This window comes from Amycolatopsis sp. N2S4-7 (assembly GCF_058119595.1).
Genome location: NZ_CP172299.1, coordinates 980910 through 1006893 on the forward strand (window position 1 = coordinate 980910; position 25984 = coordinate 1006893).

Sequence of the window (25984 nt, forward strand, 5' to 3'; positions counted from 1 at the left end):
CTTGAACGAATCAGTGCAAGAACCCGACAGTGCGGCGAGAAATTGCGGCAGCGGTCGGGAAGATCCCGCTCAGGTCCTCGACGAAGAGGTGCCCATGACGGCTGTTCCGTGCTGCCCGCGTGCGCCACCGGAGCGCGCCCGCCGCGTGTCCCGTTCCCCGGTTTTCGCCCCGAGTCGTCTCCCCTCCTCCCCGGATCAGAGGAACCCCATGAGAACGAAGCGACTTCTGTCGCGCGCGGCGACCTACGCCGCCCTGTCCCTGCTCCTGGCGGCGCCCGCGGTGGCGGCGAGCGGTGCCCCGGCCGCGTCCGTCGCGCCGGCCGCCGTCGTCCAGCCCGCCGCCCAAGCCGCCGCCGCGACCTACACCGCCAGCAGCCAGCTCGCCGGTTACCCGGCGTCGAACGTGGGCGACGGCAACCAGGCCACCTACTGGGAGAGCGCGAACAACCAGTTCCCGCAGTGGGTCCAGGCCGACCTCGGCGCGACCACGAACGTCGCCCAGCTCGTGCTCAAGCTGCCCGCGAACTGGGAGGCCCGCACCCAGACCTTCGCGGTGCAGGGCAGCACGAACGGCACGAGTTTCAGTGACCTGGTGCCGTCGGCGGGCTACCGCTTCGACCCGGCGACGGCCAACACCGTGACCGTGAACCTGACCGCGAACACCCGGTACGTCCGGCTGACCGTCACGGCCAACACCGGCTGGCCCGCCGCGCAGCTGGCGGAGTTCGAGGTGCACGGCCCGGCCGGCGGGGACACGCAGCCGCCGTCCGCGCCCGGCAACCTCGCCTACACCCAGCCCGCGAGCGGCCAGATCCGGCTGACGTGGTCGGCCTCGACCGACAACACCGGTGTCGCCGGTTACGACGTCTACGCGAACAACCAGCTGCGGGGCAGCGTCGCCGGGAACGTCCTGACCTACACCGACAGCCAACCGGACGGCGCGACCGTTTCGTACTTCGTCCGGGCGAAGGACGCCGCGGGCAACCAGTCCGCGAACAGCGCCACGGTCACCCGCAACGGCACCCAGGCCGGGACGAACCTGGCGCTCGGCAAGCCGATCACGGCGTCCTCGACGGAGTTCACCTTCGTCGCGGCCAACGCCAACGACAACTCGACCAGCACCTACTGGGAGGGCGGCGGCGGGACCTACCCGAACCTGCTGACCGTCGCGCTCGGCGCCGACGCCGACCTGAACCAGGTCGTCGTCAAGCTCAACCCCGACGCGTCCTGGGGCCCGCGGACGCAGACGATCGCCGTCGAAGGCCGTGAGCAATCTTCAAGCGCCTTCACCACGCTGTCCGCCGCGCAGACCTACAGCTTCAGCCCGGCGACCGGCAACACCGTGACGATCCCGCTCGGCGGCCGCGCCGCGGACGTCCGCCTGCGCGTCACCGCCAACTCCGGCGCGGGCGGCGGGCAGGCCGCGGAGTTCCAGGTCTTCGGCGTCCCCGCGCCCAACCCGGACCTCACGGTCTCGGCGGTGTCCTGGTCGCCGCAGAACCCCGTCGAGACCGACGCGATCACCGCGTCGGCCACCGTCCGCAACGCCGGAACGGCGGCCTCGGGCGCCACGAACGTGAACCTCTACCTGGGGACGACGAAGGTCGGCACCGCGAACGTCGGAGCACTCGCCGCCGGCGCGTCGGCCACGGTGTCGGCCAACATCGGCACCCGCGACGCGGGCAGCTACCAGCTGACCGCGAAGGTCGACGAGGCCAACGCCGTCCTCGAACAGAACGAGGCCAACAACTCCTACACCGGCTCGACGGCGCTGGTCGTCAGCCCGGTGGCGAGCTCCGACCTCGTCGCGGCCACGGCGTGGTCGCCGAACAACCCGTCGGCGGGGAACACGGTGACCTTCACCGCGACCCTGCGCAACCAGGGCACGGTCGCATCGGCCTCGGGCGCCCACGGCGTGACGGTGACGATCGCCGACCAGAACGGCACGGTGGTGAAGACCCTCAGCGGCAGCTACTCGGGCGCCATCGCCGCCGGAGCCACCGCGACGCCGGTCACCGTCGGCACCTGGACCGCGGCCAACGGCCGGTACACGGTCAAGACGGTCGTCGCGAACGACGCCAACGAGCTGCCGGTGAAGCAGGGCAACAACACCGGCACGCAGCCGCTGTTCGCCGGCCGCGGCGCGAACATGCCCTACGACATGTACGAAGCCGAGGACGGCGTCGTCGCGGGCGGGGCGTCCGTGGTCGGCCCGAACCGCACCATCGGCGACCTCGCGGGCGAGGCGTCGGGCCGCCGGGCCGTGACGCTGAACTCGACCGGCTCGTCGGTGGAGTTCACCACCCGCGCGCCGACCAACACCCTCGTCACCCGGTTCTCCATCCCGGACTCCGCGGGCGGCGGCGGCCAGAACGCCACGTTGAACGTCTACGTCGACGGCACGTTCCTCAAGGCCATCGACCTGACCTCGCACTACGCGTGGCTCTACGGCGCGGAAACCGGGCCGGGCAACTCGCCGGGCGCCGGGCCGCGCCACATCTACGACGAAGCCGGCACGATGCTCGGCACGACCGTGCCCGCCGGGCACCGGATCAAGCTGCAGAAGGACGCGGCCAACAGCACGAACTACGCGATCGACTTCGTGAACTTCGAGCAGGCCACCGCGACCGCCAACCCGGACCCGGCACACTTCGCGGTGCCCGCCGGGTTCACGCAGCAGGACGTGCAGAACGCCCTCGACAAGGTCCGGCAGGACGGCACCCTCACCGGGGTCTACCTGCCGGCCGGGACCTACGCGCTGTCGAGCAAGCTGAACGTCTACGGCAAGGCCGTGACGGTCACCGGCGCCGGGCCCTGGTTCACGAAGTTCTCCGCACCCTCGGGGCAGGAGAACACCGACATCGGCATCGACGTGCAGGCGAGCGCGAACGGCTCGACGTTCAGCGGGTTCGCCGTGTTCGGGAACTACACCTCGCGCATCGACGGCCCCGGAAAGGTGTTCAACCTGACGAACGTCGCGAACCTGACGATCGACAACATCTGGGTGGAGCACCAGGTGGTCATGGTCTGGGGCACCAACGTGGACAACACGACGATCAAGAACTCCCGGATCCGCGACACGTTCGCCGACGGCGTGAACCTCACGAACGGGAGCACCGGCAACCACGTCACCAACATCGAAGCCCGGTCCACCGGCGACGACAGCTTCGCGCTGTTCGCCGCCACGGACATCAACCCGGGCAACCAGTACGGCAACGTGTTCGAGAACCTGACCTCGCTCACCCCGTGGCGCGCGGCCGGGCTGGCGGTGTACGGCGGGTACGACAACACCTTCCGGAACCTCTACATCGCGGACACGCTGACGTATTCGGCGATCACGATCAGCTCGCTCGACTTCGGCTACCCGTTCCTCGGCTTCGGGCCGGCGCCGACGACGGTCGAGAACGCCTCGCTCGTGCGCGACGGCGGGCACTTCTGGGGCCAGCAGACGTTCCCGGCGCTCTGGCTGTTCTCCGCGTCCAAGGAGTTCCGCGGCATCCGGGTGTCCGATGTGGACATCCAGAGCCCGACCTACAGCGGCATCATGTTCCAGACCAAGTACAACGGCGGGCCGGAGCACCCGGTCGAGGACACGGTGCTGACGAACGTCTCGATCACCGGCGCCCACCGCAGCGGGGACGCCTTCGACGCGAAGTCCGGGATCGGGATCTGGGCCAACGAGCTGCCGGAACCGGGGCAGGGCCCCGCCGTCGGTTCGGCGACCTTCACCGGGCTCACGCTGAGCGACAACGACCAGGACATCCGCAACACGACCAGCACGTTCACCATCATCCGGAACTGAGCGATCACCGGGGTGCCCGCCGGGAGAGGCGTTTCCCGGCGGGCACCGCCGTGCCAGGATGACGCCGGAGGTGGTCGACGTGCGGATCCTGGTCACCGGCGGTACCGGGCAGCTCGGCGGCGCGGTGGTGGCGCGGCTGCGGGCGGCGCGCGAGGAGGTCCGCGTGCTGAGCCGGCGGGCCGCGCCGGACGTCGTCCGGGGCGACCTGCGCACCGGGCGCGGCGTCGACAGCGCCGTGGCCGGGGTGGACGTCGTCGTCCACTGCGCCACGGACTTCCGCCACGAGACGGCGATCGCCCGGGCCCTGGTCGAGGCCGCGCGCTGGGCCGGCGGCCCGCACCTGGTCTACGTCTCGATCGTCGGCGTCGACCGCGTCCCGCTCGGCTACTACCGGGCGAAGCACGAGACCGAGGAACTCGTCGCCTCCTCGGGCCTGCCGTACACCATCCAGCGGGCCACGCAGTTCCACGCGCTGGTCCGGACGTTGTTCGCGGGCGCGTCCCGGCTCCCGGTGCTGCCCGTGCCCCGGCTGCTGTTCCAGCCGGTGGACGTCCGGGACGTCGCCGAGCGGCTGGCGGACCTCGCGGTGGGCGAACCGGCCGGCCGGGTGGCCGACTTCGGCGGCCCGGAGGTCCTGTCGGCGGTGGAGCTGGCACAGGCGGTCGCGGAGGCGAGCGGCCGGCGGCGGCGGATCGTGCCGCTGAGCGTGCCGGGGGAGACGTTCCGGGCGTACGCGGACGGCGGCCACCTGACCCCGGACCACTGCGACGGGAAGATCACCTTCGGGGAGTACCTGGCCGAGCAAGCCGATGCGGGTGTGCTCCGGTACCGGCCGCGGTGAGCTTTCGGATGTATTCGGATTAATTACGAAGATTCTTGACCGCATGCCTGGATAGGTCATATGTTTGGCGGGCTCCTCGACCGGTTTCCGCCCACGCCGAACGGACCTGTCATGCCGGATCAGTCTCTCCCGCCGACGCGGCGGACCTTCCTCAAGCTCGGTGGCGCCGTAGGTGCCGGGGTCGCCCTGGGTGGCCTGCGTCCCTTCGCTGCCAACGCGGACGTCGTCCGCCCGGCGAGCGAGGACCTCGTCCCCGAAGGGCGGGCGACCACGTTGTGGTACCCCGCGCCCGCCGCCGAGGACAAGATCGTCGAACAGGGCCTGCCGATCGGCAATGGTCGGATCGGTGCGCTGGTCGGCGGTGACCCGGCCGCCGACTTCCTCTACCTGGCCGACGCGTCACTGTGGACCGGCGGCGCAAACGACGTCCTCGAAGACGACGGCCAGTTCCCCTACGACCGCGAGAAGTTCGGCACCCTCGGCCTGCTGGCGAAGGTGCGGATCACCGTGCCCGCGCACGTCGGCGTGACGGACTACCGCCGCACGCTCGACCTGAGCAACGGCCTCGTCGTGATCACCTACCGGCACAACGGGGTGCGGTACCGCCGCGAGTACTTCGCGAGCCACCCCGACGACGTCGTGGTGATCCGGTTGAGCGGGGGACCGGTCACGGGGTCGGTGTCGCTGGAACCCACCCGCGGCGAGACGCCGTCCGGCACGTCGGCGTTCACCGGCACCTTCGGCAACGGCTTGAAGTACGCGTGCGCGGTGGCCGGTGGCGTGACCTTCACCGGGAGCCGCGACGTCGTCGTCGTGGTCAGCGGCGGCACGAACTACGTGCCCGACGCCGCGCGGAAGTTCCTCGACGCGTCGCTCGACCCCCTGGCGCTCGCCCGGGAGAAGGCGTCGAAGGCCGTGCGCGTGGGTGGGGGCGCCCTGCGCGCCACCCACGTCGCCGACTACCGGCGGCTGTACGACCGGATGACCGTCGACCTCGGCCAGTCGCCGCCGGCGAAGCGGGCGCTGGACTCGTGGTCGCGGCTGGTCGCCCGCCACGACGACCCGGCGACGCCCGACCCGGAGCTGGAGGCGAGCTACCTGCAGTTCGGCCGGTACCTGACGATCACCGGCTCGCGCGACGGGCTGCCGATGGGCCTTCAGGGCCTGTGGCAGAACAACAACACGCCCGACTGGATGAGCGACTACCACACCGACATCAACCTCCAGATGAACTACTGGCTGGCGGACCGGGCGGCGCTGCCGGAGAGCTTCACTGCCCTGGCCGACTACTGCCTCGCGCAGCTTCCCGTGTGGACGGACAGCACGAAACGGCTGTTCAACGACCCGAGGAACCGCTTCCGCAACACCAGCGGGAAGGTCGCCGGCTGGGCCGTCGCGTTCTCCACCAACATCTACGGCGGCTCCGGCTGGTGGTGGCACCCCGGCGGCAACGCGTGGCTGTGCAACTCGCTGTGGGACCACTACGCCTTCACCCAGGACAAGGCGTACCTCGCGCGGATCTACCCGCTGCTGAAGGGTGCGTGCGAGTTCTGGGAGGCGCGGCTCGTCACGACCACCGTGGACGGCCGCGAGGTGCTCGTCGACGACCACGACTGGTCGCCCGAGCACGGGCCGCAGGACGCCCGCGGCATCACCTACGCCCAGGAGATCGTCTGGGACCTGTTCGAGCACTACCGCGAAGCCGTCGCGGTCCTGGGCCGGGACTGCGCGTACGGCGACCGGATCGTCGGGCTGCAGAAGAAGCTGTCCCTGCCGGAGGTGAGCCCGGCGACCGGCTGGCTCGAGGAATGGATGTCGCCGGACAACCTCGGCGAGACCACGCACCGGCACCTGTCGCCGCTGATCGGCTTCTTCCCCGGCGACCGGATCGCCCTCGACACGGCGCCTCCGGCGCTGGTCGAGGGGGTGCGCGCCCTGCTGGCCGCGCGCGGGATGGACAGCTACGGCTGGGCGTGCGCCTGGCGGTCGGCGTGCTGGGCGCGGCTCAAGGACGCCGACCGCGCGTACCAGCTGCTGCTCACCGTGCTGCGGCCGTCGGTGGCCAACGGCAACGGCACCTCCCCGAACTTCTTCGACATGTACAGCCAGGGCAGCTACACGATCTTCCAGATCGACGCGAACCTCGGCGCGCCCACGGCGATGGTCGAGATGCTGCTCTACTCGCGGCCGGGGGTGCTGGACCTGCTGCCCGCCCTGCCGTCGGCGTGGGCAGCGTCCGGGCGGGTGACCGGGATCGGCGCGCGGGGCGGGTTCGAGGTCGACCTCGCCTGGCGCGACGGGAAGGTGACGCGGGCGGTGATCCGCAGCGTCGGCGGAACCCGGACCGAGGTCCGCGCGGGAGCGTGGCGCCGCACGATCACCCTGCGGCCGGGGCAGTCGGTCACGGTCCAGCCAAGTTGAGACGCATCCTCCGGAAAGTGGTGTAGTGTTCAACCACTTTCTTCGAACCGGAGGTTTCCCGTGAATGTCGTCCTGTGGGTCGCGGCGGGTCTGCTCGCCGCGCTGTACCTCGCCGCCGGCGGCATGAAGCTCGTGACACCGCGCGAGAAGCTGCTGGAAAACCCCAACATGGGCTGGACGGGGGACTTCTCCGACGCGGCGGTCAAGGGCATCGGCGCGGTCGAGATCCTCGGCGCGCTCGGGCTGGTCCTGCCGCGGGCCCTCGACATCGCGCCGGTGCTCACCCCGCTGGCCGCCACCGGGCTGGCGATCGTCCAGATCGGTGCGATCATCGTGCACGCACGGCGCAAGGAGACCAAGGCGCTGCCGATGAACGCCGTGCTGCTCGTGCTGGCGGCGTTCGTGGCGATCGGCCGGTTCGCCGGCTGACGGTCGGAGGTTCTGCGTGAACGTGTCCCTTCCCGGTGGCCAGGACGTGGCCTGCACCGACCACGGCGGGTCCGGCCCGGTGGTCGTGCTGCTGCACAGCTTCCTGATGGACGAACGGATGTTCGCCCCGCAGCTGGCGGCGTTCGACGGCTTCCGGTGCGTCACGGTCGACGAGCGCGGCCACGGCGGCACGCCCGCTGCCGGGCCGTTCGACTACTGGGACGTCGCCCGGGACGTCCTGGGCGTGCTGGACCACCTCGGCATCGAGAGCGCGGCGGTCGTCGGGACCAGCCAGGGCGGGTTCGTCGCGCTGCGGATGGCGCTGCTGGCGCCGGAACGGGTGCGCGCGATCGCGGTGCTCGGGACGTCGGCGGCCGCGGAGGATCCCGCCGTCGCGGCCGGGTACCGCGCGGTGCTCGACGCGTGGGTCGGCGGCGGTGCCCCGGCCGAGGTGATCGACGGCGTCGCCCGGATCTGTTTCGGCTCCGTCGAGGCGCCGGAGTGGACGCGGCGCTGGGCGGACGTGCCTCCGGAGCGGCTCACGCTGACCATGAACGCGCTGGTGGACCGGGACAGCGTGCTCCCGCGGGCGGGCGAGATCTCGTGCCCGGCCCTGGTGCTGCACGGCTCGGCGGACCTCGCGTACCCGGTGGAACGCGCGGCCGAGCTGGCTGCCGCGTTGCCGGCGGCCGAGCCGCTGGTCGTCGTCGACGGCGGGGCCCACTTCCTCAGCTTCACGCACCCCGAGCCGGTGAACCCGCCGCTGGCGCGGTTCCTCGCCACGTACGCGTAATACCCTGGAGGTCTCAGGGAGGCCGGGTGGACGTCGATCTGCGCAAGCTGCGGTACTTCGTGGCGGTCGCCGAAGAGCTGCACTTCGGGCGCGCCGCGGCGCGGCTGCACATCGCGCAGCCGGTGCTCTCGCGCCAGATCCGGGCGCTCGAAGCCGAGCTGCACGCCGTGCTGTTCCTGCGCGACAAGCGGTCGACCGAACTCACCGAGGCGGGGCGGCAGCTGCTGGAGGACGCGGGTCCGCTGCTGGCCTCGGCCGAGGCGCTCCGGCGGCGGGTCGCGACGGCCGCGCGCGGCCGCTCGACGTTCACGGTGGCGTTCATGCCGGGCCTCACGGTCACCGGCGCCGTCGGCCGGCTTTCGGCGGCGCACCCCGACCTCACCGTCGAGCTGCTCCGCACGACGTGGGACGACCAGATCGCCGTGCTCCACGACGGCCGCGCCGACGTCAGCGTGATCCGGCTGCCGGTGGACCGGCGCGGCCTGACGGTGCGGCCGCTGTTCCGGGAGCCGCGGGTGGCGGTGCTGCGGGTGGACCACCGGCTGGCCGGGAAGGAGTCGGTCCGGGTCGGCGACCTCGCGGACGAGCACCTGCTCAACGACCCCGACGCGGTGCCGGAGTGGCGGGACGTGGCCGTCGAGCTGCGGGACGGCACCGCGCCGAGGTTGCGGGAGTTCCGCAGCGTCGAGGAAAAGCTGGAGCACGTGGCCGCGGGCCGGGGGATCGCGGTGGTCCCGCGGTCCACTTCGGAGTACTACACCCGGCCGGACGTCGCCCACGTGCCGGTCGAGGACCTCCCGCCCAACGAGGTCTGCCTGGCCTGGGTCGCCACCCGGCGATCGCGGATCCTCTTCGAGTTCGCCGAGCTGATGGAGTTGCGTTCGGTATAACCGTATATCAGTATGACGGAATGACCGAGAAGATCCGCTGGGCGACGTTCGACTGCTTCGGCACGCTGGTGGACTGGCGCCACGGCATCGCCACCGGGTTCGAGCTGCTGTTCCCCGGCCGCGGCGCCGAGCTGCTGGAGATCTACAACCGGTTCGAACCGCAGGTGCAGGCCGAACAGCCGGTGCGGCGGTACCGGGAGGTCCTCGCCGAGTCGCTGCGGCGGACGGCCGCCGAAGCGGGCCTCGAGCTGGTGCCCGACGACGCGTCCGTGCTCGGGACCGGCCTGCCGTACTGGCCGGTGTTCCCGGACACCCGGCCGGCGCTCACCGCGCTGCGCGAAGCGGGCTGGCGGCTCGCCATCCTGACCAACTGCGACCGCGACCTGATGGGGGAGACCCAGCGGCGGCTCGCCGTCCCGATCGACGTCGTCGTGACCGCCGAGGACGTCGGCGAGTACAAGCCCGGCCACGGCCACTTCGCGCGGTTCGCGGCTTCTTTCGGGGCGACGCGGGAGAACTGGGTCCACGTCGCCCAGAGCCACTTCCACGACATGGTGCCGGCGCAGGCCCTGGACATCCCGCGCGTGTGGATCAACCGGAACGGCGACCCGCACGACCCGTCGATCGCCGACGCCGTGCTGCCCGGCCTCGACAACCTCGTCGCGACGGTGGAGCGGGTGCACGGGTCCTGATGGCCCTGCAGACGACGAACACGCGGGACGCACTGGTCGCCGAGGTGCGCCGGCGGATCCTCAGCGCCGAGCTCGCCCCGGGAACACCGCTGACCGAGCAAGGCCTGGCGACGACGTTCGGCGTCGCCCGCCCGACCGTGCGGTCGGCCCTGCAGGAACTGGTCGCCCGCCACCTCGTCGAGCGCTCCGGCGGCCGGTCGCTGCGGGTGCCGGTCCTCACCGACGACGACGTGCGGGACCTGTTCACCGTCCGGCTGCCGCTGGAGCTCACGGCGGCGCGGCTGATCGCCGGCCAGGGCCGGGCTTTGGACGTGGCCGAAGCGGCTCTCGCCGGGCTGGAGGCACTGCCGCCGACGGCGGGCTGGAGCGAGCGCGTGGAAGCGCACACGGCGTTCCACCTGGCCCTCGTCGAGGCCGCGGGCAGCACCCGGCTGAGCCGGATCTACCCGCCGCTGCAGGAGGAGATGCAGCTCTGCCTGGCCCGGCTCCGGGGTGCCTACCCGGACCCCCGCGAGCTGGCGGTCGAACACCGCCGGTTGTTCGAGGCCATCGGCTCCGGTGATCCGGGGAGGGCGGAAGCCGAGATGCGGGCGCACCTCGAGCGGGCCTGCGCGGATCTGCTGTCGCCATGAGCCCCGCGGCGGCAGCCCGCTTTCGCGGACCTGCCGTCGCCCCGAGCCGGGCACCTCAGTGCGGCAGGGCCACCTTCCCGGTCGTCGCCGGGCTGGGCCGGTGGCTGCCGAACAGGGCGGCCCACAGCTCCCTCCAGGGCCGGGCCGCCGGGCGGGGCCGCGGGCCCGCCGGCGCGCCGCCGGCCCGGTACTCCATCTCCACCAGCACCCAGTCGTGCATCCAGTCGCCTCGCATGGTCTTCCCCTTCTCCTCGGCTGAGGAGTCCCACGTTCGTCCTGAGGGGACCGCGGCCGCATGGGGTGAACACGTCGTCCTGGCCGGCCGGGGCCTTACTCGCGGGCGCTATGGTCGGGACGATCCGGAGGAGGTGCCGATGGCCGCGACGACGTTCCTGTTCGTGCCCGGCGACCGGCCCGACCGCTTCGGCAAGGCCGCGGCCGGCGGCGCCGACGTCGTCATCCTGGACCTCGAGGACGCCGTCGCCCCGGCGGACAAGGACGCCGCGCGCGCCGAGGCCGGGGCGTGGCTCGGGCACCACCGGGCGATGGTCCGGATCAACGCGCCGGGCACGCCCTGGTTCGACGCCGACGCCGCCCTGGTGGCCGCGTGCGGGGTGCCGGTCGTGGTGCCGAAGGCCGAGACGCCCGGCGTGCTCGCCGGGTTCGGCGAGGTGGTCGCCCTCGTCGAGACCGCGCGAGGCGTCGAACGCGCCGGTGAGCTCGCCGCCGTCTCCTCGGTGACGCGGCTGGCGTTCGGCAGCGTCGACCTGGCGGCGGAGCTCGGCGTCGCCCCCGAGGACCCCGAGCCGTTCGCCTACGCGCGCTCGCGGCTGGTGATCGCGTCCGCCGCGGCCGGGATCGCGCCCCCGGTGGACGGCGTCACCACGGACCTGCGGGACGACGCACGGCTCGCGGCCGACGTGGCGTACGCCCGCCGGATGGGCTTCGGCGGCAAGCTGTGCGTCCACCCGCGGCAGATCGCGCCGGTCCGGGCCGGGTTCGCGCCGTCCGAGGCCGACCGGGAGTGGGCCCGCCGGGTCCTGACGGCGGGGGCGTCGGCGTCCACTGTGGACGGGCACCTGGTGGACAAGCCGGTGCTCGAGCGCGCCCGGCGGATCCTGGACCGCGGACCGTGAGCGGACAGCGGAAAGCGCAGCACGTGGCGCTGCGCCAGGTCCGGTCGGGCGACGACGAGTTCTGCTTCCAGGTGCACCGCAGCGCGCTCGGCGAGTACGTCGACGCGATCTGGGGCTGGTCCGAACCGGCGCAACGCGCCTACCACGAAGAAAACTTCGACGCGGAGCACACGCAGATCATCACCGTCGACGGCCACGACGCCGGGTCGCTGACCGTCATCGACGCCGGTACCGAAGTCGTCCTCGGCCGCATCGAGCTCGACCCCGTGTACCAGGGGCGCGGCGTCGGCGGGCACGTCGTCGAAGCCCTGGTCGCCGAAGCGGCGTCGCGCGGTCAGGACGTCGTGCTCGAAGTCCTCGACGTCAACACGCGGGCGAAGGCCTTCTACGAACGGCTCGGCTTCGTCGAGACCGGCCGTCCGCGGCCCCACAAGATCGCGCTGCGCTACACGACGTCCTGACGCCGCAACGCCTCCACGTCGAAGCCGCACTCGGCCAGGACCGCGTCGGTGTGCTCGCCCAGCGCCGGGACGGGGTCCATCCGCGGCACCCGGCCGTCGACGGTGATCGGCGGCAGCGTCGCGCGGACCGGCCCGGCGGGCGTGCCGACCTCGGCGAACCGGTCGCGCGCCGTGAGCTGCGGGTGCGCGAGGACGTCGGGCAGTTCGCGGCGGCGCGCGTGGGCGATCCGGCCGGCGCTGAGCCGCGCCTCCAGCTCCTCGCCGGTCAGCGACGCGAAAATCGCGTCGATCTCCCCTTCCAGCGAAGCGCGGTTGGCGACGCGGGCGCTGCCGGTGGCGAATCGCTCGTCGGTGACCCAGTCCGGCCGTCGGACGGCGTGCTCGCAGAACGCCGCCCACTCGCGGTCGTTCTGCACGGCCAGCACCAGCTCGGTCCCGTCGCCCGCGGCGAAGGTGCCGTACGGCGCGATCGCCGCGTGGCTGGTGCCGGTCCGCGGCGGCGGTGTCCCGCCGTAGCCGGCGTAATAGAGCGGGAAGCCCATCCATTCGACCAGCGAGTCGAACAGGCTGACCTCGAGCTCCGTGCCGTGCCCGGTGCGTTCCCGGTCGTAGAGCGCGGACAGGATGCCGGAGAACGCGTACATCCCCGCGCCGATGTCGGCGGCCGGGATACCGCTCTTGGCCGGCTCGGCCTCGGACCCGGTCACCGACACCAGGCCGGCTTCCGACTGGATGAGCAGGTCGTACGCCTTCGCGTCGCGGTACGGGCCGCTCGAGCCGTAGCCGGACACCGAACACGTGATCAGCCGCGGCCGCGACGCGCGGATCGCCGCCGCGCCCAGCCCGAGCCGTTCCGCGACGCCGGGCGCGAAGTTCTGCACGAACACGTCGGCCCGGTCCAGCAGCGCCGCCATGACCGGCGCCGCGGCGTCGCTCTTGAGGTCGAGCGTGATGCTCTCCTTGGAGCGGTTGAGCCAGACGAAGTGGCTGGACTGGCCGTGCACGGTTTCGTCGTACGCGCGGGCGAAGTCGCCGCTGCCCGGCCGCTCGATCTTGAGCACCCGGGCGCCGAGGTCGGCCAGGTGGCGGGTGGCCAGCGGTGCGGCGACCGCCTGTTCGCAGGACACGACCGTGACGCCGTCGAGGGGCAGGGAGGGCATGGCCGCATCCTGCCACCCCGGCTCAGACCGCGCGGGCGATGGCGATGGTGCCGGCCAGCCGCGCGCCGGCTTCGTAGATCATGTACTCGCGGCCCTGGTAGGTGCCGAAGCTCGGGGCCGCGCTGCGCCCGTTGTCCGGCGCGCCCGGCAGGGGCGGGTGGAAGACGCCGAGGTGGTTGCGCCGGGAGAAGTCGTTGCCCACCTCGGTGATCATCAGGTTCCCGCCGTGGGCGATGTCGGTGTTGTACACGACGTACGTGCTGTTGTTGCGGTACAGCAGGTGCGGGCCGCCGATGTCGGACGCGCCGACGTCGGTGTGCCGGACGAGCGGCGTCTGCGAGAACGTCCAGGTGCGCGCGTCGGGCGGCCAGCCCCAGCCGATGTCGCGGTGGTTGGTGGTGTTGTTGAGCATGAAGACCATGACGTAGCGGGCGTTCTTCGCCGGCAGGTCGTGGCGGAACACCCGGGCGTAGGACGTCTCGGTGGTGCCCGCGGGCTGCAGCCGCGTGGAGAGGACCTCCTTCTCGTAGGTGAAGTGGATGCCGTCGGCGGAGCTGGCCAGCCGGGTGACGGTGTTTTCGCCGTGGAAGTACCGGTAGATCCGCTTGACGTCGTCGTTCCACAGGGCGTGCGGGGAGGAGACGTGGCTGACCGAGTACTCGCCCGGCCAGGAGTTCGTGATGATCGGGTTGCCCGGGTATTCGGTGAACTCCTGGTCGAGGGAGTCGGCGTAGGCCAGGCAGATCCCGCCCGGGGCGTCGTGCGGCGCGTAGTAGAGGTAGTACGCGCCGAGCGCGCCCGGGATGCGGTGCCGCGGACGCAGGGGAAGATCAGCTCGCCGGTCGGGTTGTACCGCAGCTTGCTCTTGACGAGCGCGAGCCGCTGGTACCGGTAGTCCGGGAAGCCGGCGGGGGCCGCGGTGGCGGCCCCGGGCAGGAGTGCGGCCGCGCCGAGCGCGGTGGCGCCGGCCAGCAGGCCGCGTCGGGTCAGGGTCATGACCGCTCCTTCGTCGTCGAAGTCTGCGGCGAAGGTGACACGGCTCCGGGGGCGAGGTCAATGGAGTAATACGTATTAGTCCAGGGGGGCAGGTTTGCTGCAGTTTCGGGCAAAACCGTTGACCGGCCTTCGGCGGGCTTGCCCGCTGAACCGGATCAGCCGACCCCGGCGACCGGCGAGCGAGGTACCCGATGGGCAGGGTGCGGCAGGCCGACATCGCCCGCGTGGCCGGGTTTCGCAGGCGACGGTGTCGGTGGTGCTGGGCGGCAACCGCACCGGCGTCCGGCTCTCGGAGCGGACGCGGCTGAGGGTGCTGGAGGCCGCCGAACGGCTCGGCTACCTCCCGGACCCGGCGCCGTCCTCGCGCACCGGCCTCTTCGGGATCCGCGCCGGCGCCCCGGCGTTCGAGACCGCCCTGCCGATCCTGGCCGGCGCCGAGGCGGCGGCGGCCGAACTCGGCAAGGACCTCATCGTGTTCACCGCGCCGGAACACCGCACCCGGCTCGCCGACGGCTGCGGTGTTCCTCGGCGCCCCCGTGCCGCCGGACCTGCTCGCGACCGGGTTCCCGATCGTCCACATCGGCGGGCGGGCGGAGTTCGGTGGGTGGGTTCTCGATGTCGGCGGGCGGGCGGAGTTCGGTGGGTGGGTTCTCGATGTCGGCGGGCGGGCGGAGTTCGGTGGGTGGGTTCTCGATGTCGGCGGGCGGGCGGAGTTCGGTGGGTGGGTTCTCGATGTCGGCGGGCGGGCGGAGCTCGGTGGGCGGGTTCCCCACGACGGAAGGCGGGCGGAGCTAGGCGGGCGGGTTCCCCACCTCGAAGGGCCAGCAGAGCTAGGCAGCCGCGTTCCCCACGTCGAGGCGGACTACGCGGCGGCCGCGGCCGAGGTGGGCACCCGCCTGACGCGCGCCGGGCACCGGTGTGTCCGCTACCTGCGCGGGCCGGCCGACACCCCGGCCGCGCGCGACCGCGAACGCGGCTTCCGCATGGCGGGGCCCGGCGTGGTGGTCCGCACGGACGGCGCCGATCTCGGCGCGGCGGCGATCCACCGCTGGCTCGACGAAGGCGTGACGGCGCTCGTGGTCGAGGAGCCGCTGTTCGACGCGGTGCGGCGGGCCCTGCGTGCGGCGGAGGTATCGGTGCCGGGCGAGCTCTCCCTGGCGGTACTGGGCCGCCCACCGGAGGGCACGCCGGGCCCGGAGATCAGCGGCTTCGAGGTCCCGCGGCGGACCCTCGGGCGCGAGGCGGTGCGGCTGCTGGCGTCCCTGGTGGACACCGGAGTGGCCGGGCACCGGTTGCTGACGTGCCCGCCGGTGCCGGGGGAGACGATCGCCCCGGTCACCTGACGGCTTCAGACGAGCTGGAGCGTGCTGGTCCAGACGTAGGGACTCGTGTAGAAGAGCCAGTGGTCCGGCGGGGTGTAGGCGCTCGGCGGGAGGAACGCCGACGCGTAGCGGGCGTCTTCGGGGTCGAGGACGCAGGTGGTGGCGTAGTTCCGGATGCCGTCCTCGCTGCTCCACAAGTCGCAGCTCCACTGGTACCAGCCCGCGGCCAGCACCATCCGCCTGCCGTTCGTGTAGGGCGTACCGGCCCACTCGAAGGTGTAGGTCCAGTCGTAGGTTCCCGCGGCGAGCCAGAGGCGGCGGGGCGCGGCGTAGGGCAGTTCCGCCCACGCGGTGACGTCGGGGTGGGTGACCAGGTCGATCTGCCTGGTGATCGTGGCCGGCGCGGCCGCGTGGGCCGGGGGCGCGGCGAACAGCACGGGCACGAGCGCGGCGAGGACGGCGAGCGCCGGAACCTTCTTCATGCGGGATCTCCCCAGGTCCGTTGTCATCCGCCGCGTTCGCGGGCGAACGGGGACGAACACCCGACCGGACGCGCGCCGGACCGGCGTCCCGCGGCCAGCGCACCCGGCCATCCGAATGATAGGAATGGCCGGTGACCGAACCGAACCTGATCGAAGCTGCCGCGGCCGAGGCCGTCACGCTGACCAGCGAGCTCATCCGCATCGACACGACCAACACCGGCGATCCCGACACGCTGGTCGGCGAGCGGGCGGCGGCCGAGTACGTGGCGGAGAAGCTCACCGACGCCGGCTACGAGATCACCTACGTCGAGTCGGGCGGGAAGAACCGGCACAACGTGATCGTCCGGCTCGAAGGCGCCGACCGCTCCAGGGGCGGGCTGCTGATCCACGGCCACCTCGACGCCGTCCCCGCCGACGCCTCGGAGTGGTCGGTCCACCCCTTCTCCGGCGCGGTCCAGGACGACTACGTCTGGGGCCGCGGCGCGGTCGACATGAAGGACATGTGCGGGATGGCGCTCGCGCTGGCCCGGCACTACAAGATGAACAACGTCGTGCCGCCGCGCGATCTCGTCTTCGCCTTCCTCGCCGACGAAGAAGCGGGCGGCAAGTTCGGCGCCCAGTGGCTGGTCGAGAACCGGCCGGAGCTGTTCGAGGGCGTCACCGAGGCGATCAGCGAGGTCGGCGGCTTCTCGATCACGCTCAAGGACGACGTCCGCGCCTACCTGATCGAGACGGCGGAGAAGGGCATCCGCTGGATGAAGCTGCGGGTGCGCGGCACCGCCGGGCACGGGTCGATGATCCACCGCGACAACGCCGTGACGAAGCTGGCCGAGGCCGTCGCGAAGCTCGGCAACCACCGGTTCCCGCTGGTGCTCACCGATTCCGTGAAGGAGTTCCTCGCCGGCGTCACCGAGATCACCGGCTGGGACTTCCCCGAGGACGACCTGGAGGGCTCGGTCGCCAAGCTGGGCAACATCTCCCGGATGATCGGCGCGACCCTGCGCGACACCGCCAACCCGACCATGCTCACCGCCGGGTACAAGTCGAACGTCATCCCGTCGGTCGCCGAGGCGGCGGTGGACTGCCGCATCCTGCCGGGCCGCCTGGAGGCCTTCGACCGCGAGCTCGACGAGCTGCTCGGCCCGGACATCGAGAAGGAGTGGATGGAGCTGCCGCCCGTCGAGACGACGTTCGACGGCGCGCTCGTCGACGCGATGACCGCCGCCGTGCTGGCCGAGGACCCGGGCGCCAGGACGCTGCCGTACATGCTGTCGGGCGGGACCGACGCGAAGTCGTTCCAGCAGCTCGGCATCCGCAACTTCGGCTTCGCGCCGCTGAAGCTGCCCGCCGACCTCGACTTCTCGGCGCTGTTCCACGGCGTCGACGAGCGGGTCCCGGTCGAGGCGCTGAAGTTCGGCACCCGCGTGCTGGACCGGTTCCTGCGCACCTCCTGATGACCGGCTTCGCGCTCGCCGACGGCACGCCCCTGCAGGTGATCCGCAGGGGCGACCCGGCCGCGCCGGTGACCGCGGTCTTCGTCCACGGCTACGCGCTCGACCAGCGCAGCTGGGGCCGGATCGCGCCGCTGGTGCCGGACGCGGCCGACGGGCCGGTGGCCGTGCTGACCTACGACCAGCGCGGGCACGGCGGGTCCGGTCGGGCGCGGCGCGGGACGGCGACCATGGCGCAGCTCGGCGACGACCTCGCCGAGCTGATCGAGCGCGAGGTCCCGGCCGGCCGGCTGGTGCTGGTCGGCCACGACATGGGCGGGCTGGCCATCATGTCGCTGTCCCAGCGGCACCCGGAGCTGTTCGCCGCGCGCGTGGCCGGCCTGGTGCTGCTCGCGACGTCGTCGGGCACCCTCGCCACCGAGGTGTCCGCGGCCTGGCCGAACGCGCTGGGGAAGCTGGCCCGCGACCTCGAGGCGGTGCTCGGTTCGAAGGTCTTCGGCGTCGTGCGCGAGCACACCAGCCGGGCGGTCAGCGCGGGCCTGCGGTGGTGGCTGTTCGGCGACGACCCGGACCCGGAACTGGTCGAGCTGACGGTCAAGATGATCCGCGGCAACTGGCCGCACACCGTCTCCCTGTTCCGCCCGGCGATGGACGCCTACGCGCGTGACGCCGCGTTGGCGCAGGTCGGCGGCCTGCCGGTGACGGCGATCGTGGGGGAGCGGGACCGGATCGTCCGCGCGTCCGACGTCGAGCAGTGGGTCGGCGGGCTCGACGAGGGGACCGCGGTGGTGCTGCCCGGGGTCGGCCACGTCGTGCCGCTGGAGGCCGCGGGGCAGGTGCTGCCCCGGGTGGTCGCCCTGGTCAACGCCGCCTACCGACAAGACGACGATTCTTGACAACTTCTCTTTTCGGCAGGATGCTGGGCGCATGTTTTCCGTGGCGGTGATCGAGGACGCGGCGGCGGCCGAGGTGTCGCTGGACCCCGTCCGGGCCCGGCTGCTGGCCGAGCTGGCGGAACCGGCGTCGGCGACGATGCTCGCCGCGCGCGTCGGCCTGCCCCGCCAGAAGGTCAACTACCACCTCCGGACGCTGGAACAGCACGGCCTGGTGGAGCTGGTCGAGGAGCGGCGCAAGGGCAACGTCACCGAACGGATGATGCGGGCGACGGCGTCGTCGTACGTCATCTCGCCGACGGCGCTGGCCGCCGTCCAGCCCGACCCGGCCCAGTCGCCGGACCGGCTTTCGGCCCGCTGGCTGCTCGCCGTCGCGGGACGGCTGGTGCGGGACGTCGGCCTGCTGGTCACCGGCGCGGCGAAGGCGAAACAGCGCGTCGCGACCTTCGCGCTCGACGGCGAGGTCCGGTTCGCCTCGGCCGCCGACCGCGCCGCGTTCGCCGAGGAGCTGACCACGGCGATCACCACCCTGGTCGGCAAGTACCACGACGAAACGGCCGAGAAGGGCCGCAGGCACCGGGTGGTCGTCGCCGTCCACCCGGCCGTTCCGGAGGAGTCCGCCCATGGGGCATGAGTTCGAGACGACCGACTCCGCCGAGGTCGACGCCACCCCGGAAGAACTGTGGGACGCGATCGCGACCGGGCCGGGCATCGACTCGTGGTTCATGGGCCGCAACGAGGTCGAGGGCGGCACCGGCGGGGTCGTGCGCGCCGCGTTCGGCGGCTACCGGCCCGAGTACCGGATCCGGGAGTGGGAGCCGCTCGAGAAGCTCGTCTACGGCAGCGACCCCGGGCCGGACGGGCGCCGGATCGCCTACGAATTCCTCATCGAGGGCCGCGACGGCGGCAGCTCGGTGATCCGGTGCGTGACCAGCGGCTTCCTGCCCGGCGACGACTGGGAGGACGAGTTCGAGGCGATGACCACCGGCGGCGCGATGTTCTTCCGCACGCTGGTCGAGTACGTCACGCACTTCGCCGGCCGCGCGGGAGTCCCGGTCACGGCGTTCGGCCCGCCGGTGGGGGACTGGCCCGCCGCGTGGGCGCGGCTCGGCACGGCGCTCGGGCTGGCGGCGCGACCCGACGAAGGCGACCGGGTGCGGATCGAGCTGCCCGGCCGGGTCCCGGTCGAAGGCGTCGTCTACGCGGTGAACGACCAGACGGCCGGCGTGCGGACGCCGGACGCGATGTTCCGCTTCCTGCGCGGCTTCCACGGCCCGATGGTCGCTTCCCACCACGTGTTCACCCCGGGCGCGGACGCCGGGGCGGAGGAGAAGGCCTGGACCGGCTGGCTGAACCACGTGTTCGGTTGACAGTCGAGCGGTATACATCGATTCTCGATATATGCCTCGCTTCCTCGTGCTCGCCCTCCAGGCCGCCGTCGCCTTCGCGTTCCTCGCCGGCCTGTACGCGCAGGTCGTCGTCATCCCGACGACCGCGGCCGACCAGGTCGAGCTGTTCCCGCCCTACGCGCCGATCCGGGTGCCGCTGGTGACGGCGGCGATCCTGTTCGTCGCCTGCGGTCAGGTCGCGCTCGTGGCCCTGGCGATGCTGCTGCGCCGGGCGGGCCGGGGCACCGTCTTCGAGCCGACCTCGCTCACCTGGGCCAACGTCGTGGTGGGCGCCACCGCGGCGGCGACCGTCGTCACCGCCGCGGTGTTCGGGTACGTCACGCTCGCCGACATCCCGTCGCCGACCGACGGGATGGACGTGATCGGCCTGTGGCTCGGCACCGCCGCCGCGGTCGCGGCCGGCACGGTGGCCGTGCTGCTCCTGTTCGCCGGCCGGCACCTGCTGGTCAAGGCGATCGGCCTGCGCGCCGAGCTCGACGGCGTCGTCTGAAGCCGTTGCGGCCGCCTGCGAAGATCGGATCATGGGCCAACCGACGCTGCGCACCGAGCGGCTCACGCTCGTGCCGCTCGCGGACGAGCACCTGGCGCTCGAGGTCGAACTGGACTCCGACCCCGAAGTGATGCGGCACCTCTCCGGCCGGGCCATGACCCGCGCGGAGACCGAGGCCGCGCACCGGCGGCGGCTGGCCGCCTCGCGGGAGGTGCCGGGGCTCGGGTTCTGGGCCGGTTCCGCCGCAGACGGCTTCGTCGGCTGGTGGCTCCTGCAGCCGCCCCACGGACCGGACCAGCCGAAGGTCGCGGGGGAGGCCGACCTCGGCTTCCGGCTGCTGCGGAAGCGGTGGCGCCACGGCTACGGGAGCGCGGGAGCGCGGGAACTCGTCCGGTACGCCTTCGCCGACCTCGGCCTCGACCGCGTCTTCGCGCAGACCGCGGCCGGCAACACCGCCTCACGCGCCACCCTGGCGGCCACCGGGCTGTCCTTCGTCCGGGAGTTCGTCTCCGCCGGTGCCGGCCAGGAAGCCGAAGCCGAGTACGAGATCACCCGGGAGACGTGGCTAGGTCGGTAGCGCGCCCGGGAGGCTCTCCGCCGTCTTCTTGCGGCGCAGCCAGACCCGGCGCGTGCCGTCGGCGTAGAGCCGGACGGTGCGCAGTTCCCAGCCCGCGAACTCCGCGTGGATGGAGAGCTGGATCGCCGCCGCACGCCGGGACACGCCCGGAGGGAGGTGCAGGCGGCGATACTCCCAATCCCCTTCGACCACCGCCTCGCTGACCGTCGTCATGGCTGGATCACCTGGGTCCCTTCTCCGGCGGCCGAGCCGACGATCACCCGGCCGCTCTTCTCGTCCACCCCGACCGAGTCCGGCTGGCGCACGGTGGGGAAGCGGTACTTCTCGACGGGCTCGCCACCGCGGACGTCGAACCCGGCCACCTCGTTGCGTTCGGTGAGCGTCACCCAGGCCAGGCTCCGCGTCGCGTCGTAGGCGATCCCGTACGCACCACCGGGCACCGGGTACCGCTGCCGCAGGATCAGCGGGCCGGCCGAGAAAGCCAGCAGCGCGCCCGCCCGCGCGTCGGTCACCAGCACCCGCCCGTAGGAGTCCGCCACGGCGTTCGCCGCGCCGTCCCCCGCCCGCAGCCCCTCGTTGACCTTCCCGGCGGCGACGTCGACCGAGAACACCGCGGTCCGCAGCCGATCCAGCACCACCACCCCGTCCCCGGTGTCCACGACGTCGTCGGCGCTGTAGAGCTGCCCGCCGATCGTCCGCGCCGGACCACCGGCCGGCAGCACCCGGATGTCCTTGGCGTCCCCCATCGCGACCAGCCGATCGGCGCCGTAGGCGATGCTCGACGCCGGCTTCCCGCCGGTCTTCGTCTCGGTGAGCCTCCGGTCCGGCAACGTCAGCTGCTGCACCACACCCTGGTCCGGCTCGGCGATCTCGACCCGCCCCGGCGTCACCGTCAACCGCGAGACCTTGCCGTATAACGGCATATTCACCGGGGGTGACGCGAGCGCGTTCAGGTCGTAGAGCCGCAGCGACGGCGGCTCGGAAGCCGCGACGACGAGGGTCGAGGTCTTCGCGTCGACGGCGACGGCCGACACCGATCCGGTGCCGAGGACCTGGCCGGCGGGCTTCACGGTCACGGCGGGGGAGACGGCCGGGCGCGCGGCCTGCGGGTTCGCCACGATCTGGAGGTCGTCGCCGGTCGGCTTGGCCGACGAGCAGCCCGAGAGCACCAGGACACCGGCGAGCGGGATCGCGATCCGCGACACGGCGGCGAGCCGACGCACGTTGGTGCCTCCAGTTGTCCCTCGGCGGGTCGTCTTCACCAATATCCTCCTCGATCGCCGTGCCGTCACGCCCGTGTCACCCAACAGACACCTACCGCGGCCAGCGCTCGGGGTAGCCGACCTCGATCGCGCTGACGTCGTCGAGCGCGGACCGGATGGCGGGCGGGAGGGTGATCCCCTCGGCGGTGAGCGAACCGGTGAGCTGACCGGTGTCCCGCGCGCCGACAACCGGGGCGACGACGCCGGGCCGGTCGCGGACCCAGGCCAGCGCGACGGCGAGCGGGGACGTGCCCAGTCCCTCGGCCGCGGTCGCGACCGCCTGCACGATCCGCGCGGCCCGGTCGGTGCGGTGGTGCTCGACGTAGCCGGCGTACGCGCTGTTCGCGCCGCGCGAGTCGGCCGGCGTGCCGGTGCGGTACTTGCCGGTCAGGACGCCGCGGCCGAGCGGCGCCCAGGGCAGCAGCCCGATGCCGTGGTGCTCGGCGGCGGGCACGACCTCGCGGTCCACCCCGCGCTCCAGCAGCGAGTACTCGACCTGGGTGGAGATGATCGGCGCGACCGCCGAGGCGCCGGCGGCGGCCGTCGCCAGCTGCCAGCCCGCGTAGTTCGAGACGCCGACGTAGCGGACCTTCCCGCTGGTCACGGCCTGCTCGAGGGCGGCGAGGGTTTCGGCGACCGGTACGCAGGTGTCCCACGCGTGCAGCTGCCAGAGGTCGATGTGGTCGGTGCCGAGCCGCTTGAGGGAACCGTCGAGCGCGGTGAGCAGCGCGCCGCGCGAGGCGCCGCCGCCGAACGGGCCGTCGTCGCGCCGGGCGACCGCCTTGGTCGCGAGGACGATGTCGTCGCGGGGCACGAGGTCGCCGAGCAACGAGCCGAGGACCCGCTCGCTCTCGCCCTCGCCGTAGATGTCGGCCGTGTCCACCAGGGTGCCGCCGGCGTCGACGAAGGCGACCAGCTGGCTGGCCGCCTCCTCCGCGTCGGTGTCGCCACCCCAGGTCATGGTGCCGAGCGCCATCCGCGAGACGCGCAGTCCCGAGCGGCCGAGCAGTCGCTTTTCCACGACCGCCGAGCCTAGTGGGCTCCCCCTTCCGGAGGAGACCAAGGTGAGTCGTGTCGCCCGCAAGGGCCCCCGTTAGGGTCTGGCCCCGTGCGACTCGGACTGAATCTCGGCTACTGGGGGGCGGGGAACGACCCCGCGAACCTGGCCCTGGCGAAACAAGCGGACGACCTGGGTTACGCGGTCGTGTGGGCCGCGGAAGCCTACGGCTCGGACGCGGTGACCGTGCTGACGTGGATCGCGGCGCGGACGTCGCGGATCGACGTCGGCGCCGCCGTGCTGCAGATCCCGGCCCGGACCCCGGCGATGACCGCGATGACCGCCGCGACCCTCGACACGCTCTCCGGCGGCCGGTTCCGGCTCGGCCTCGGCGTGTCCGGCCCCCAGGTGTCGGAAGGCTGGCACGGCGTCCGTTTCACCTCGCCGCTGGGCCGCACCCGCGAGTACGCCGAGATCGTCCGCAAGGCGCTGCGGCGGGAGCGGCTGGTCCACGAGGGCGAGCACTTCACGCTGCCGCTGCCGGACGGTCCCGGGAAGGCGCTGCGGCTGACCGTCCGCCCGGCGCGCAAGCACCTCCCGCTCTACCTGGCCGCGATCGGCCCGAAGAACCTGGAGCTGACCGGGGAGATCGCCGACGGCTGGCTGCCGGTGTTCTTCTCGCCGGCGCACGCGGGGGAGCAGCTGGCGCAGCTGCGGACCGGCGCGGAGCGGGCCGGCCGCACGCTGGAGGGCTTCGACGTCGTCCCGACCGTGCCGCTCGTGCCCGGGGACGACTGGAAGGCCTGCGCGGACGCCGTCCGCGGCTACGCGGCGCTCTACCTGGGCGGGATGGGGAGCAGGGAGAAGAACTTCTACAACCGGCTGGCCTGCCGGATGGGCTTCGAAGCCGAGGCCGCCGAAGTGCAGGAGAAGTACCTGGCGGGCGACCGCGCCGGGGCGATGGCGGCGGTGCCGCTGGAGTTCCTCGACGCGACGTCGCTGCTGGGCCCGAAGGAACGGATCGCGGAGAAGATGACCGAATACGCCGAGGCCGGCGTGACGACCCTGTCGGTGTCGCCGTACACCCCGGACGCCGGGGCCGCGCTGACCACCGCCGTCGAAGCGATCGAGAAGGCGGGGGTGGCCTGACGTGGGCTGGTTCGAAGCGCTGGTGCTGGGCCTGGTCCAGGGCCTGACCGAGTTCCTCCCGATCTCCTCGAGCGCGCACCTGCGGATCGTCGCCGCGCTCGCCGGCTGGGACGACCCGGGCGCGGCGTTCACCGCCGTGACCCAGATCGGCACCGAGCTCGCGGTGATCATCTACTTCGGCCCGAAGATCGGGAAGATCCTGCGGGCCTGGTTCTTCTCCCTGACCAAGCCGGAGTGGCGCCGCGACCCGGACGCCCGGCTGGGCTGGCTGATCATCGTCGGCTCGCTGCCGATCGTGGTGCTCGGGCTGCTGCTGCAGGACGAGATCGACAGCGCGTTCCGCGACCTGCGGATCACCGCGACCGTGCTCATCGTGTTCGGCCTGATCCTGCTGGTCGCCGACCGGATCGGGAAGCAGGAGCGCACGCTGGACGACCTGACCGTGCCGCACGGCCTCGGCTTCGGCTTCGCGCAGGCGCTCGCGTTGATCCCGGGCGTGTCCCGCTCGGGCGGCACGACCAGCGCCGGCCTGCTGCTGGGCTACACCCGCGCGGAGGCGGCGGAGTACTCGTTCCTGCTGGCGCTGCCGGCCGTGTTCGGCTCGGGTGTGTACAAGCTCAAGGACATCGGCTCGGGCGGCGTGCCGGCCCAGTGGGGCCCGACGATCCTGGCCACCCTGGTCGCCTTCGGCGTCGGCTACATCGTGATCGCCTGGCTGATGGCCTACATCAAGAAGCGCAGCTTCGTGCCGTTCGTCGTGTACCGGCTGGCCCTCGGCGTGCTGCTGTACGTGCTGATCTTCACCGGCGCGCTGGACCCGAACGCGGGCCCGGTCGGCAGCTGATCCGCCCGCGTGGGGACCGCATGATCGGTCCCCACGTAGGGTGGGTCCCGTGAGTACGGTCATTCTGCTCAGACACGGCAAGTCGACGGCCAACGGTTCCGGCGTCCTGGCCGGGCGGTCCCCGAAGGTCAACCTCGACGACACCGGCCGCGCCCAGGCGGAGAAGCTGGTCGAACGCCTCGACGGCGTGCCGCTGGCCGAGCTCGTCGTGTCGCCCATGCTGCGGTGCAAGCAGACGGTCGGGCCCCTGGCCGCCGCGCGCGGGCTCGAGAAGGTCGTCGAACCCGGGCTGTCCGAAGTGGACTACGGCGAGTGGACGGGCAAGGAGCTCAAGCACCTCGCGAAGGAACCGCTGTGGCGGGTCGTGCAGGCGCACGCCTCGGCCGCGGTGTTCCCCGGCGGCGAGGGCCTCGCCCAGATGCAGGCGCGCTCGGTGGCCGCCGTCCGCGCCCACGACCGGCGGATCACCGCCGAGCACGGCGACCACGCCGTGTGGCTCCTGTGCAGCCACGGCGACGTGATCAAGTCCATCCTGGCCGACGCGCTCGGCCAGCACCTCGACGCCTTCCAGCGGATCGTCGTCGACCCGGCCTCCGTCTCGGTCGTGCGCTACACCGAGACACGGCCGTTCGTCATGCGGGTCAACGACCACAGCGGGGACCTGCGCGGCATCGTGCCGCCCGAGCCGAAGCCGAAACGGGGCAAAAAGGCCGCGAAGGACACCGGGAGCAGCGACGCCGTCGTCGGCGGTACCACCGGCCGGTGAGCTTGGCCACCTCCGGAAAGCGCTGACATCGGCACCGGCGGAACCCGTAGGGTGGCGGGACCGAGTGTTTCTCCCCGACCAGGAGCCTG

The 25984-nt window shown here is 72.5% G+C and carries 28 protein-coding genes; 20 read left to right on the top strand and 8 right to left on the bottom strand.

The window, feature by feature from the left end; all coding sequences use genetic code 11:
* The first annotated feature begins 208 nt into the window (after window positions 1-208).
* From ACH54P_RS04465 to ACH54P_RS04500, 8 genes are all read left to right on the top strand, one after another.
* The gene (locus ACH54P_RS04465) at window positions 209-3802 is read left to right on the top strand and encodes a discoidin domain-containing protein (protein ID WP_489911040.1); all 3594 of its coding nucleotides are present in this window, start codon (window positions 209-211) and stop codon (window positions 3800-3802) included.
* 58 nt (window positions 3803-3860) lie between these two features.
* Window positions 3861-4643, top strand: coding sequence for an SDR family oxidoreductase (locus tag ACH54P_RS04470; RefSeq protein ID WP_489911041.1), 783 nt, complete (start codon window positions 3861-3863; stop codon window positions 4641-4643).
* A gap of 111 nt (window positions 4644-4754) precedes the next feature.
* Window positions 4755-7064 (top strand): glycosyl hydrolase family 95 catalytic domain-containing protein, encoded by a 2310-nt coding sequence (locus ACH54P_RS04475; RefSeq protein WP_489911042.1) that lies wholly within the window; start codon window positions 4755-4757, stop codon window positions 7062-7064.
* A gap of 60 nt (window positions 7065-7124) precedes the next feature.
* Window positions 7125-7493: a DoxX family protein gene (locus tag ACH54P_RS04480; RefSeq protein WP_489911043.1), complete on the top strand. Its 369-nt coding sequence runs from the start codon at window positions 7125-7127 to the stop codon at window positions 7491-7493.
* 16 nt (window positions 7494-7509) lie between these two features.
* The gene (locus ACH54P_RS04485) at window positions 7510-8286 is read left to right on the top strand and encodes an alpha/beta fold hydrolase (protein ID WP_489911044.1); all 777 of its coding nucleotides are present in this window, start codon (window positions 7510-7512) and stop codon (window positions 8284-8286) included.
* 26 nt (window positions 8287-8312) lie between these two features.
* Window positions 8313-9176 (top strand): LysR family transcriptional regulator, encoded by an 864-nt coding sequence (locus ACH54P_RS04490; RefSeq protein WP_489911045.1) that lies wholly within the window; start codon window positions 8313-8315, stop codon window positions 9174-9176.
* A gap of 20 nt (window positions 9177-9196) precedes the next feature.
* Complete coding sequence (locus tag ACH54P_RS04495; protein ID WP_489911046.1) at window positions 9197-9868, top strand: HAD family hydrolase; 672 nt, start codon at window positions 9197-9199, stop codon at window positions 9866-9868.
* Window positions 9868-10500, top strand: a complete 633-nt coding sequence (locus ACH54P_RS04500; protein WP_489911047.1) for a GntR family transcriptional regulator — start codon at window positions 9868-9870, stop codon at window positions 10498-10500. Before ACH54P_RS04495 ends, ACH54P_RS04500 begins: the two co-directional genes overlap by 1 nt.
* Window positions 10501-10555: 55 nt before the next feature.
* Here the strand turns inward: ACH54P_RS04500 and ACH54P_RS04505 are convergent, their stop codons facing one another.
* Window positions 10556-10735, bottom strand: coding sequence for a hypothetical protein (locus tag ACH54P_RS04505; protein ID WP_489911048.1), 180 nt, complete (start codon window positions 10733-10735; stop codon window positions 10556-10558).
* A gap of 139 nt (window positions 10736-10874) precedes the next feature.
* Between ACH54P_RS04505 and ACH54P_RS04510 the strand changes: the two genes are divergently transcribed.
* Both ACH54P_RS04510 and ACH54P_RS04515 read left to right on the top strand, forming a co-directional pair.
* Window positions 10875-11636, top strand: coding sequence for an HpcH/HpaI aldolase/citrate lyase family protein (locus tag ACH54P_RS04510; protein WP_489911049.1), 762 nt, complete (start codon window positions 10875-10877; stop codon window positions 11634-11636).
* The gene (locus ACH54P_RS04515) at window positions 11633-12097 is read left to right on the top strand and encodes a GNAT family N-acetyltransferase (protein ID WP_489911050.1); all 465 of its coding nucleotides are present in this window, start codon (window positions 11633-11635) and stop codon (window positions 12095-12097) included. The genes ACH54P_RS04510 and ACH54P_RS04515 overlap by 4 nt, the downstream gene beginning before the upstream one ends.
* Here the strand turns inward: ACH54P_RS04515 and ACH54P_RS04520 are convergent.
* The 3 genes from ACH54P_RS04520 to ACH54P_RS04530 all read right to left on the bottom strand — a co-directional run bounded on the left by ACH54P_RS04520 (window position 12082) and on the right by ACH54P_RS04530 (window position 15026).
* The gene (locus tag ACH54P_RS04520; protein ID WP_489911051.1) at window positions 12082-13257 is read right to left on the bottom strand and encodes a CaiB/BaiF CoA transferase family protein; all 1176 of its coding nucleotides are present in this window, start codon (window positions 13255-13257) and stop codon (window positions 12082-12084) included. The genes ACH54P_RS04515 and ACH54P_RS04520 overlap by 16 nt on opposite strands.
* Before the next feature lie 22 nt (window positions 13258-13279).
* Entirely contained in the window at window positions 13280-14314 is a 1035-nt protein-coding gene (locus ACH54P_RS04525) for a hypothetical protein (RefSeq protein WP_489911052.1), read from the bottom strand.
* Between the two features lie 415 nt (window positions 14315-14729).
* On the bottom strand, window positions 14730-15026 hold the full coding sequence (locus ACH54P_RS04530) for a hypothetical protein (protein WP_489911053.1): 297 nt from the start codon (window positions 15024-15026) through the stop codon (window positions 14730-14732).
* A gap of 111 nt (window positions 15027-15137) precedes the next feature.
* Between ACH54P_RS04530 and ACH54P_RS04535 the strand changes: the two genes are divergently transcribed.
* Complete coding sequence (locus ACH54P_RS04535; RefSeq protein WP_489911054.1) at window positions 15138-15596, top strand: substrate-binding domain-containing protein; 459 nt, start codon at window positions 15138-15140, stop codon at window positions 15594-15596.
* 5 nt (window positions 15597-15601) lie between these two features.
* Here the strand turns inward: ACH54P_RS04535 and ACH54P_RS04540 are convergent, their stop codons facing one another.
* On the bottom strand, window positions 15602-16057 hold the full coding sequence (locus ACH54P_RS04540) for a hypothetical protein (protein ID WP_489911055.1): 456 nt from the start codon (window positions 16055-16057) through the stop codon (window positions 15602-15604).
* Window positions 16058-16188: 131 nt separating this feature from the next.
* Between ACH54P_RS04540 and ACH54P_RS04545 the strand changes: the two genes are divergently transcribed.
* The 6 genes from ACH54P_RS04545 to ACH54P_RS04570 are packed head-to-tail and all read left to right on the top strand — an operon-like array spanning window position 16189 to window position 20877.
* Window positions 16189-17511, top strand: a complete 1323-nt coding sequence (locus ACH54P_RS04545) for a M20/M25/M40 family metallo-hydrolase (RefSeq protein WP_489911056.1) — start codon at window positions 16189-16191, stop codon at window positions 17509-17511.
* A complete protein-coding gene (locus ACH54P_RS04550; RefSeq protein ID WP_489911057.1) occupies window positions 17511-18404 on the top strand; it encodes an alpha/beta fold hydrolase in 894 nt (297 codons plus the stop codon). Before ACH54P_RS04545 ends, ACH54P_RS04550 begins: the two co-directional genes overlap by 1 nt.
* Window positions 18405-18435: 31 nt before the next feature.
* Window positions 18436-19035: an ArsR/SmtB family transcription factor gene (locus ACH54P_RS04555; protein WP_489911058.1), complete on the top strand. Its 600-nt coding sequence runs from the start codon at window positions 18436-18438 to the stop codon at window positions 19033-19035.
* Window positions 19025-19771, top strand: coding sequence for an SRPBCC family protein (locus tag ACH54P_RS04560; protein ID WP_489911059.1), 747 nt, complete (start codon window positions 19025-19027; stop codon window positions 19769-19771). Before ACH54P_RS04555 ends, ACH54P_RS04560 begins: the two co-directional genes overlap by 11 nt.
* 31 nt (window positions 19772-19802) lie before the next feature.
* Window positions 19803-20300, top strand: coding sequence for a DUF2975 domain-containing protein (locus ACH54P_RS04565; RefSeq protein ID WP_489911060.1), 498 nt, complete (start codon window positions 19803-19805; stop codon window positions 20298-20300).
* Between the two features lie 31 nt (window positions 20301-20331).
* Complete coding sequence (locus tag ACH54P_RS04570) at window positions 20332-20877, top strand: GNAT family N-acetyltransferase (RefSeq protein ID WP_489911061.1); 546 nt, start codon at window positions 20332-20334, stop codon at window positions 20875-20877.
* Here the strand turns inward: ACH54P_RS04570 and ACH54P_RS04575 are convergent.
* The 3 genes from ACH54P_RS04575 to ACH54P_RS04585 form a co-directional block, all read right to left on the bottom strand.
* On the bottom strand, window positions 20866-21090 hold the full coding sequence (locus ACH54P_RS04575) for a DUF5703 family protein (RefSeq protein ID WP_072478962.1): 225 nt from the start codon (window positions 21088-21090) through the stop codon (window positions 20866-20868). The two genes, ACH54P_RS04570 and ACH54P_RS04575, sit on opposite strands and share 12 nt — an antisense overlap.
* Window positions 21087-22100 (bottom strand): YncE family protein, encoded by a 1014-nt coding sequence (locus ACH54P_RS04580; protein WP_489911062.1) that lies wholly within the window; start codon window positions 22098-22100, stop codon window positions 21087-21089. Before ACH54P_RS04580 ends, ACH54P_RS04575 begins: the two co-directional genes overlap by 4 nt.
* A gap of 91 nt (window positions 22101-22191) precedes the next feature.
* Window positions 22192-23160, bottom strand: coding sequence for an aldo/keto reductase (locus ACH54P_RS04585; protein WP_489911063.1), 969 nt, complete (start codon window positions 23158-23160; stop codon window positions 22192-22194).
* Between the two features lie 87 nt (window positions 23161-23247).
* On the opposite strand from ACH54P_RS04585, the gene ACH54P_RS04590 reads away from it, so the two are divergent.
* Genes ACH54P_RS04590 through ACH54P_RS04600 form a run of 3 tightly spaced genes read left to right on the top strand, consistent with a single transcriptional unit; the run spans window position 23248 to window position 25895 of the window.
* Window positions 23248-24285 carry an LLM class F420-dependent oxidoreductase gene (locus tag ACH54P_RS04590; protein WP_489911064.1) on the top strand — a complete coding sequence of 346 codons (1038 nt, stop codon included), beginning with the start codon at window positions 23248-23250 and terminating at the stop codon, window positions 24283-24285.
* A gap of 1 nt (window position 24286) precedes the next feature.
* On the top strand, window positions 24287-25129 hold the full coding sequence (locus ACH54P_RS04595; protein ID WP_489911065.1) for an undecaprenyl-diphosphate phosphatase: 843 nt from the start codon (window positions 24287-24289) through the stop codon (window positions 25127-25129).
* A 49-nt stretch (window positions 25130-25178) separates the two neighbouring features.
* Window positions 25179-25895, top strand: a complete 717-nt coding sequence (locus ACH54P_RS04600) for a histidine phosphatase family protein (protein ID WP_489911066.1) — start codon at window positions 25179-25181, stop codon at window positions 25893-25895.
* The last annotated feature ends 89 nt before the right edge of the window (window positions 25896-25984 follow it).

Coding starts and splice junctions, on each gene's coding strand:
- ACH54P_RS04465 (WP_489911040.1), top strand. CDS start 209: ATGAGAACGAAGCGACTTCTGTCGCGCGCGGCGACCTACGCCGCCCTG.
- ACH54P_RS04470 (WP_489911041.1), top strand. CDS start 3,861: ATGACGCCGGAGGTGGTCGACGTGCGGATCCTGGTCACCGGCGGTACC.
- ACH54P_RS04475 (WP_489911042.1), top strand. CDS start 4,755: ATGCCGGATCAGTCTCTCCCGCCGACGCGGCGGACCTTCCTCAAGCTC.
- ACH54P_RS04495 (WP_489911046.1), top strand. CDS start 9,197: ATGACCGAGAAGATCCGCTGGGCGACGTTCGACTGCTTCGGCACGCTG.
- ACH54P_RS04500 (WP_489911047.1), top strand. CDS start 9,868: ATGGCCCTGCAGACGACGAACACGCGGGACGCACTGGTCGCCGAGGTG.
- ACH54P_RS04505 (WP_489911048.1), bottom strand. CDS start 10,735: ATGCGAGGCGACTGGATGCACGACTGGGTGCTGGTGGAGATGGAGTAC.
- ACH54P_RS04510 (WP_489911049.1), top strand. CDS start 10,875: ATGGCCGCGACGACGTTCCTGTTCGTGCCCGGCGACCGGCCCGACCGC.
- ACH54P_RS04520 (WP_489911051.1), bottom strand. CDS start 13,257: ATGCCCTCCCTGCCCCTCGACGGCGTCACGGTCGTGTCCTGCGAACAG.
- ACH54P_RS04540 (WP_489911055.1), bottom strand. CDS start 16,057: ATGAAGAAGGTTCCGGCGCTCGCCGTCCTCGCCGCGCTCGTGCCCGTG.
- ACH54P_RS04550 (WP_489911057.1), top strand. CDS start 17,511: ATGACCGGCTTCGCGCTCGCCGACGGCACGCCCCTGCAGGTGATCCGC.
- ACH54P_RS04555 (WP_489911058.1), top strand. CDS start 18,436: ATGTTTTCCGTGGCGGTGATCGAGGACGCGGCGGCGGCCGAGGTGTCG.
- ACH54P_RS04560 (WP_489911059.1), top strand. CDS start 19,025: ATGGGGCATGAGTTCGAGACGACCGACTCCGCCGAGGTCGACGCCACC.
- ACH54P_RS04565 (WP_489911060.1), top strand. CDS start 19,803: ATGCCTCGCTTCCTCGTGCTCGCCCTCCAGGCCGCCGTCGCCTTCGCG.
- ACH54P_RS04570 (WP_489911061.1), top strand. CDS start 20,332: ATGGGCCAACCGACGCTGCGCACCGAGCGGCTCACGCTCGTGCCGCTC.
- ACH54P_RS04575 (WP_072478962.1), bottom strand. CDS start 21,090: ATGACGACGGTCAGCGAGGCGGTGGTCGAAGGGGATTGGGAGTATCGC.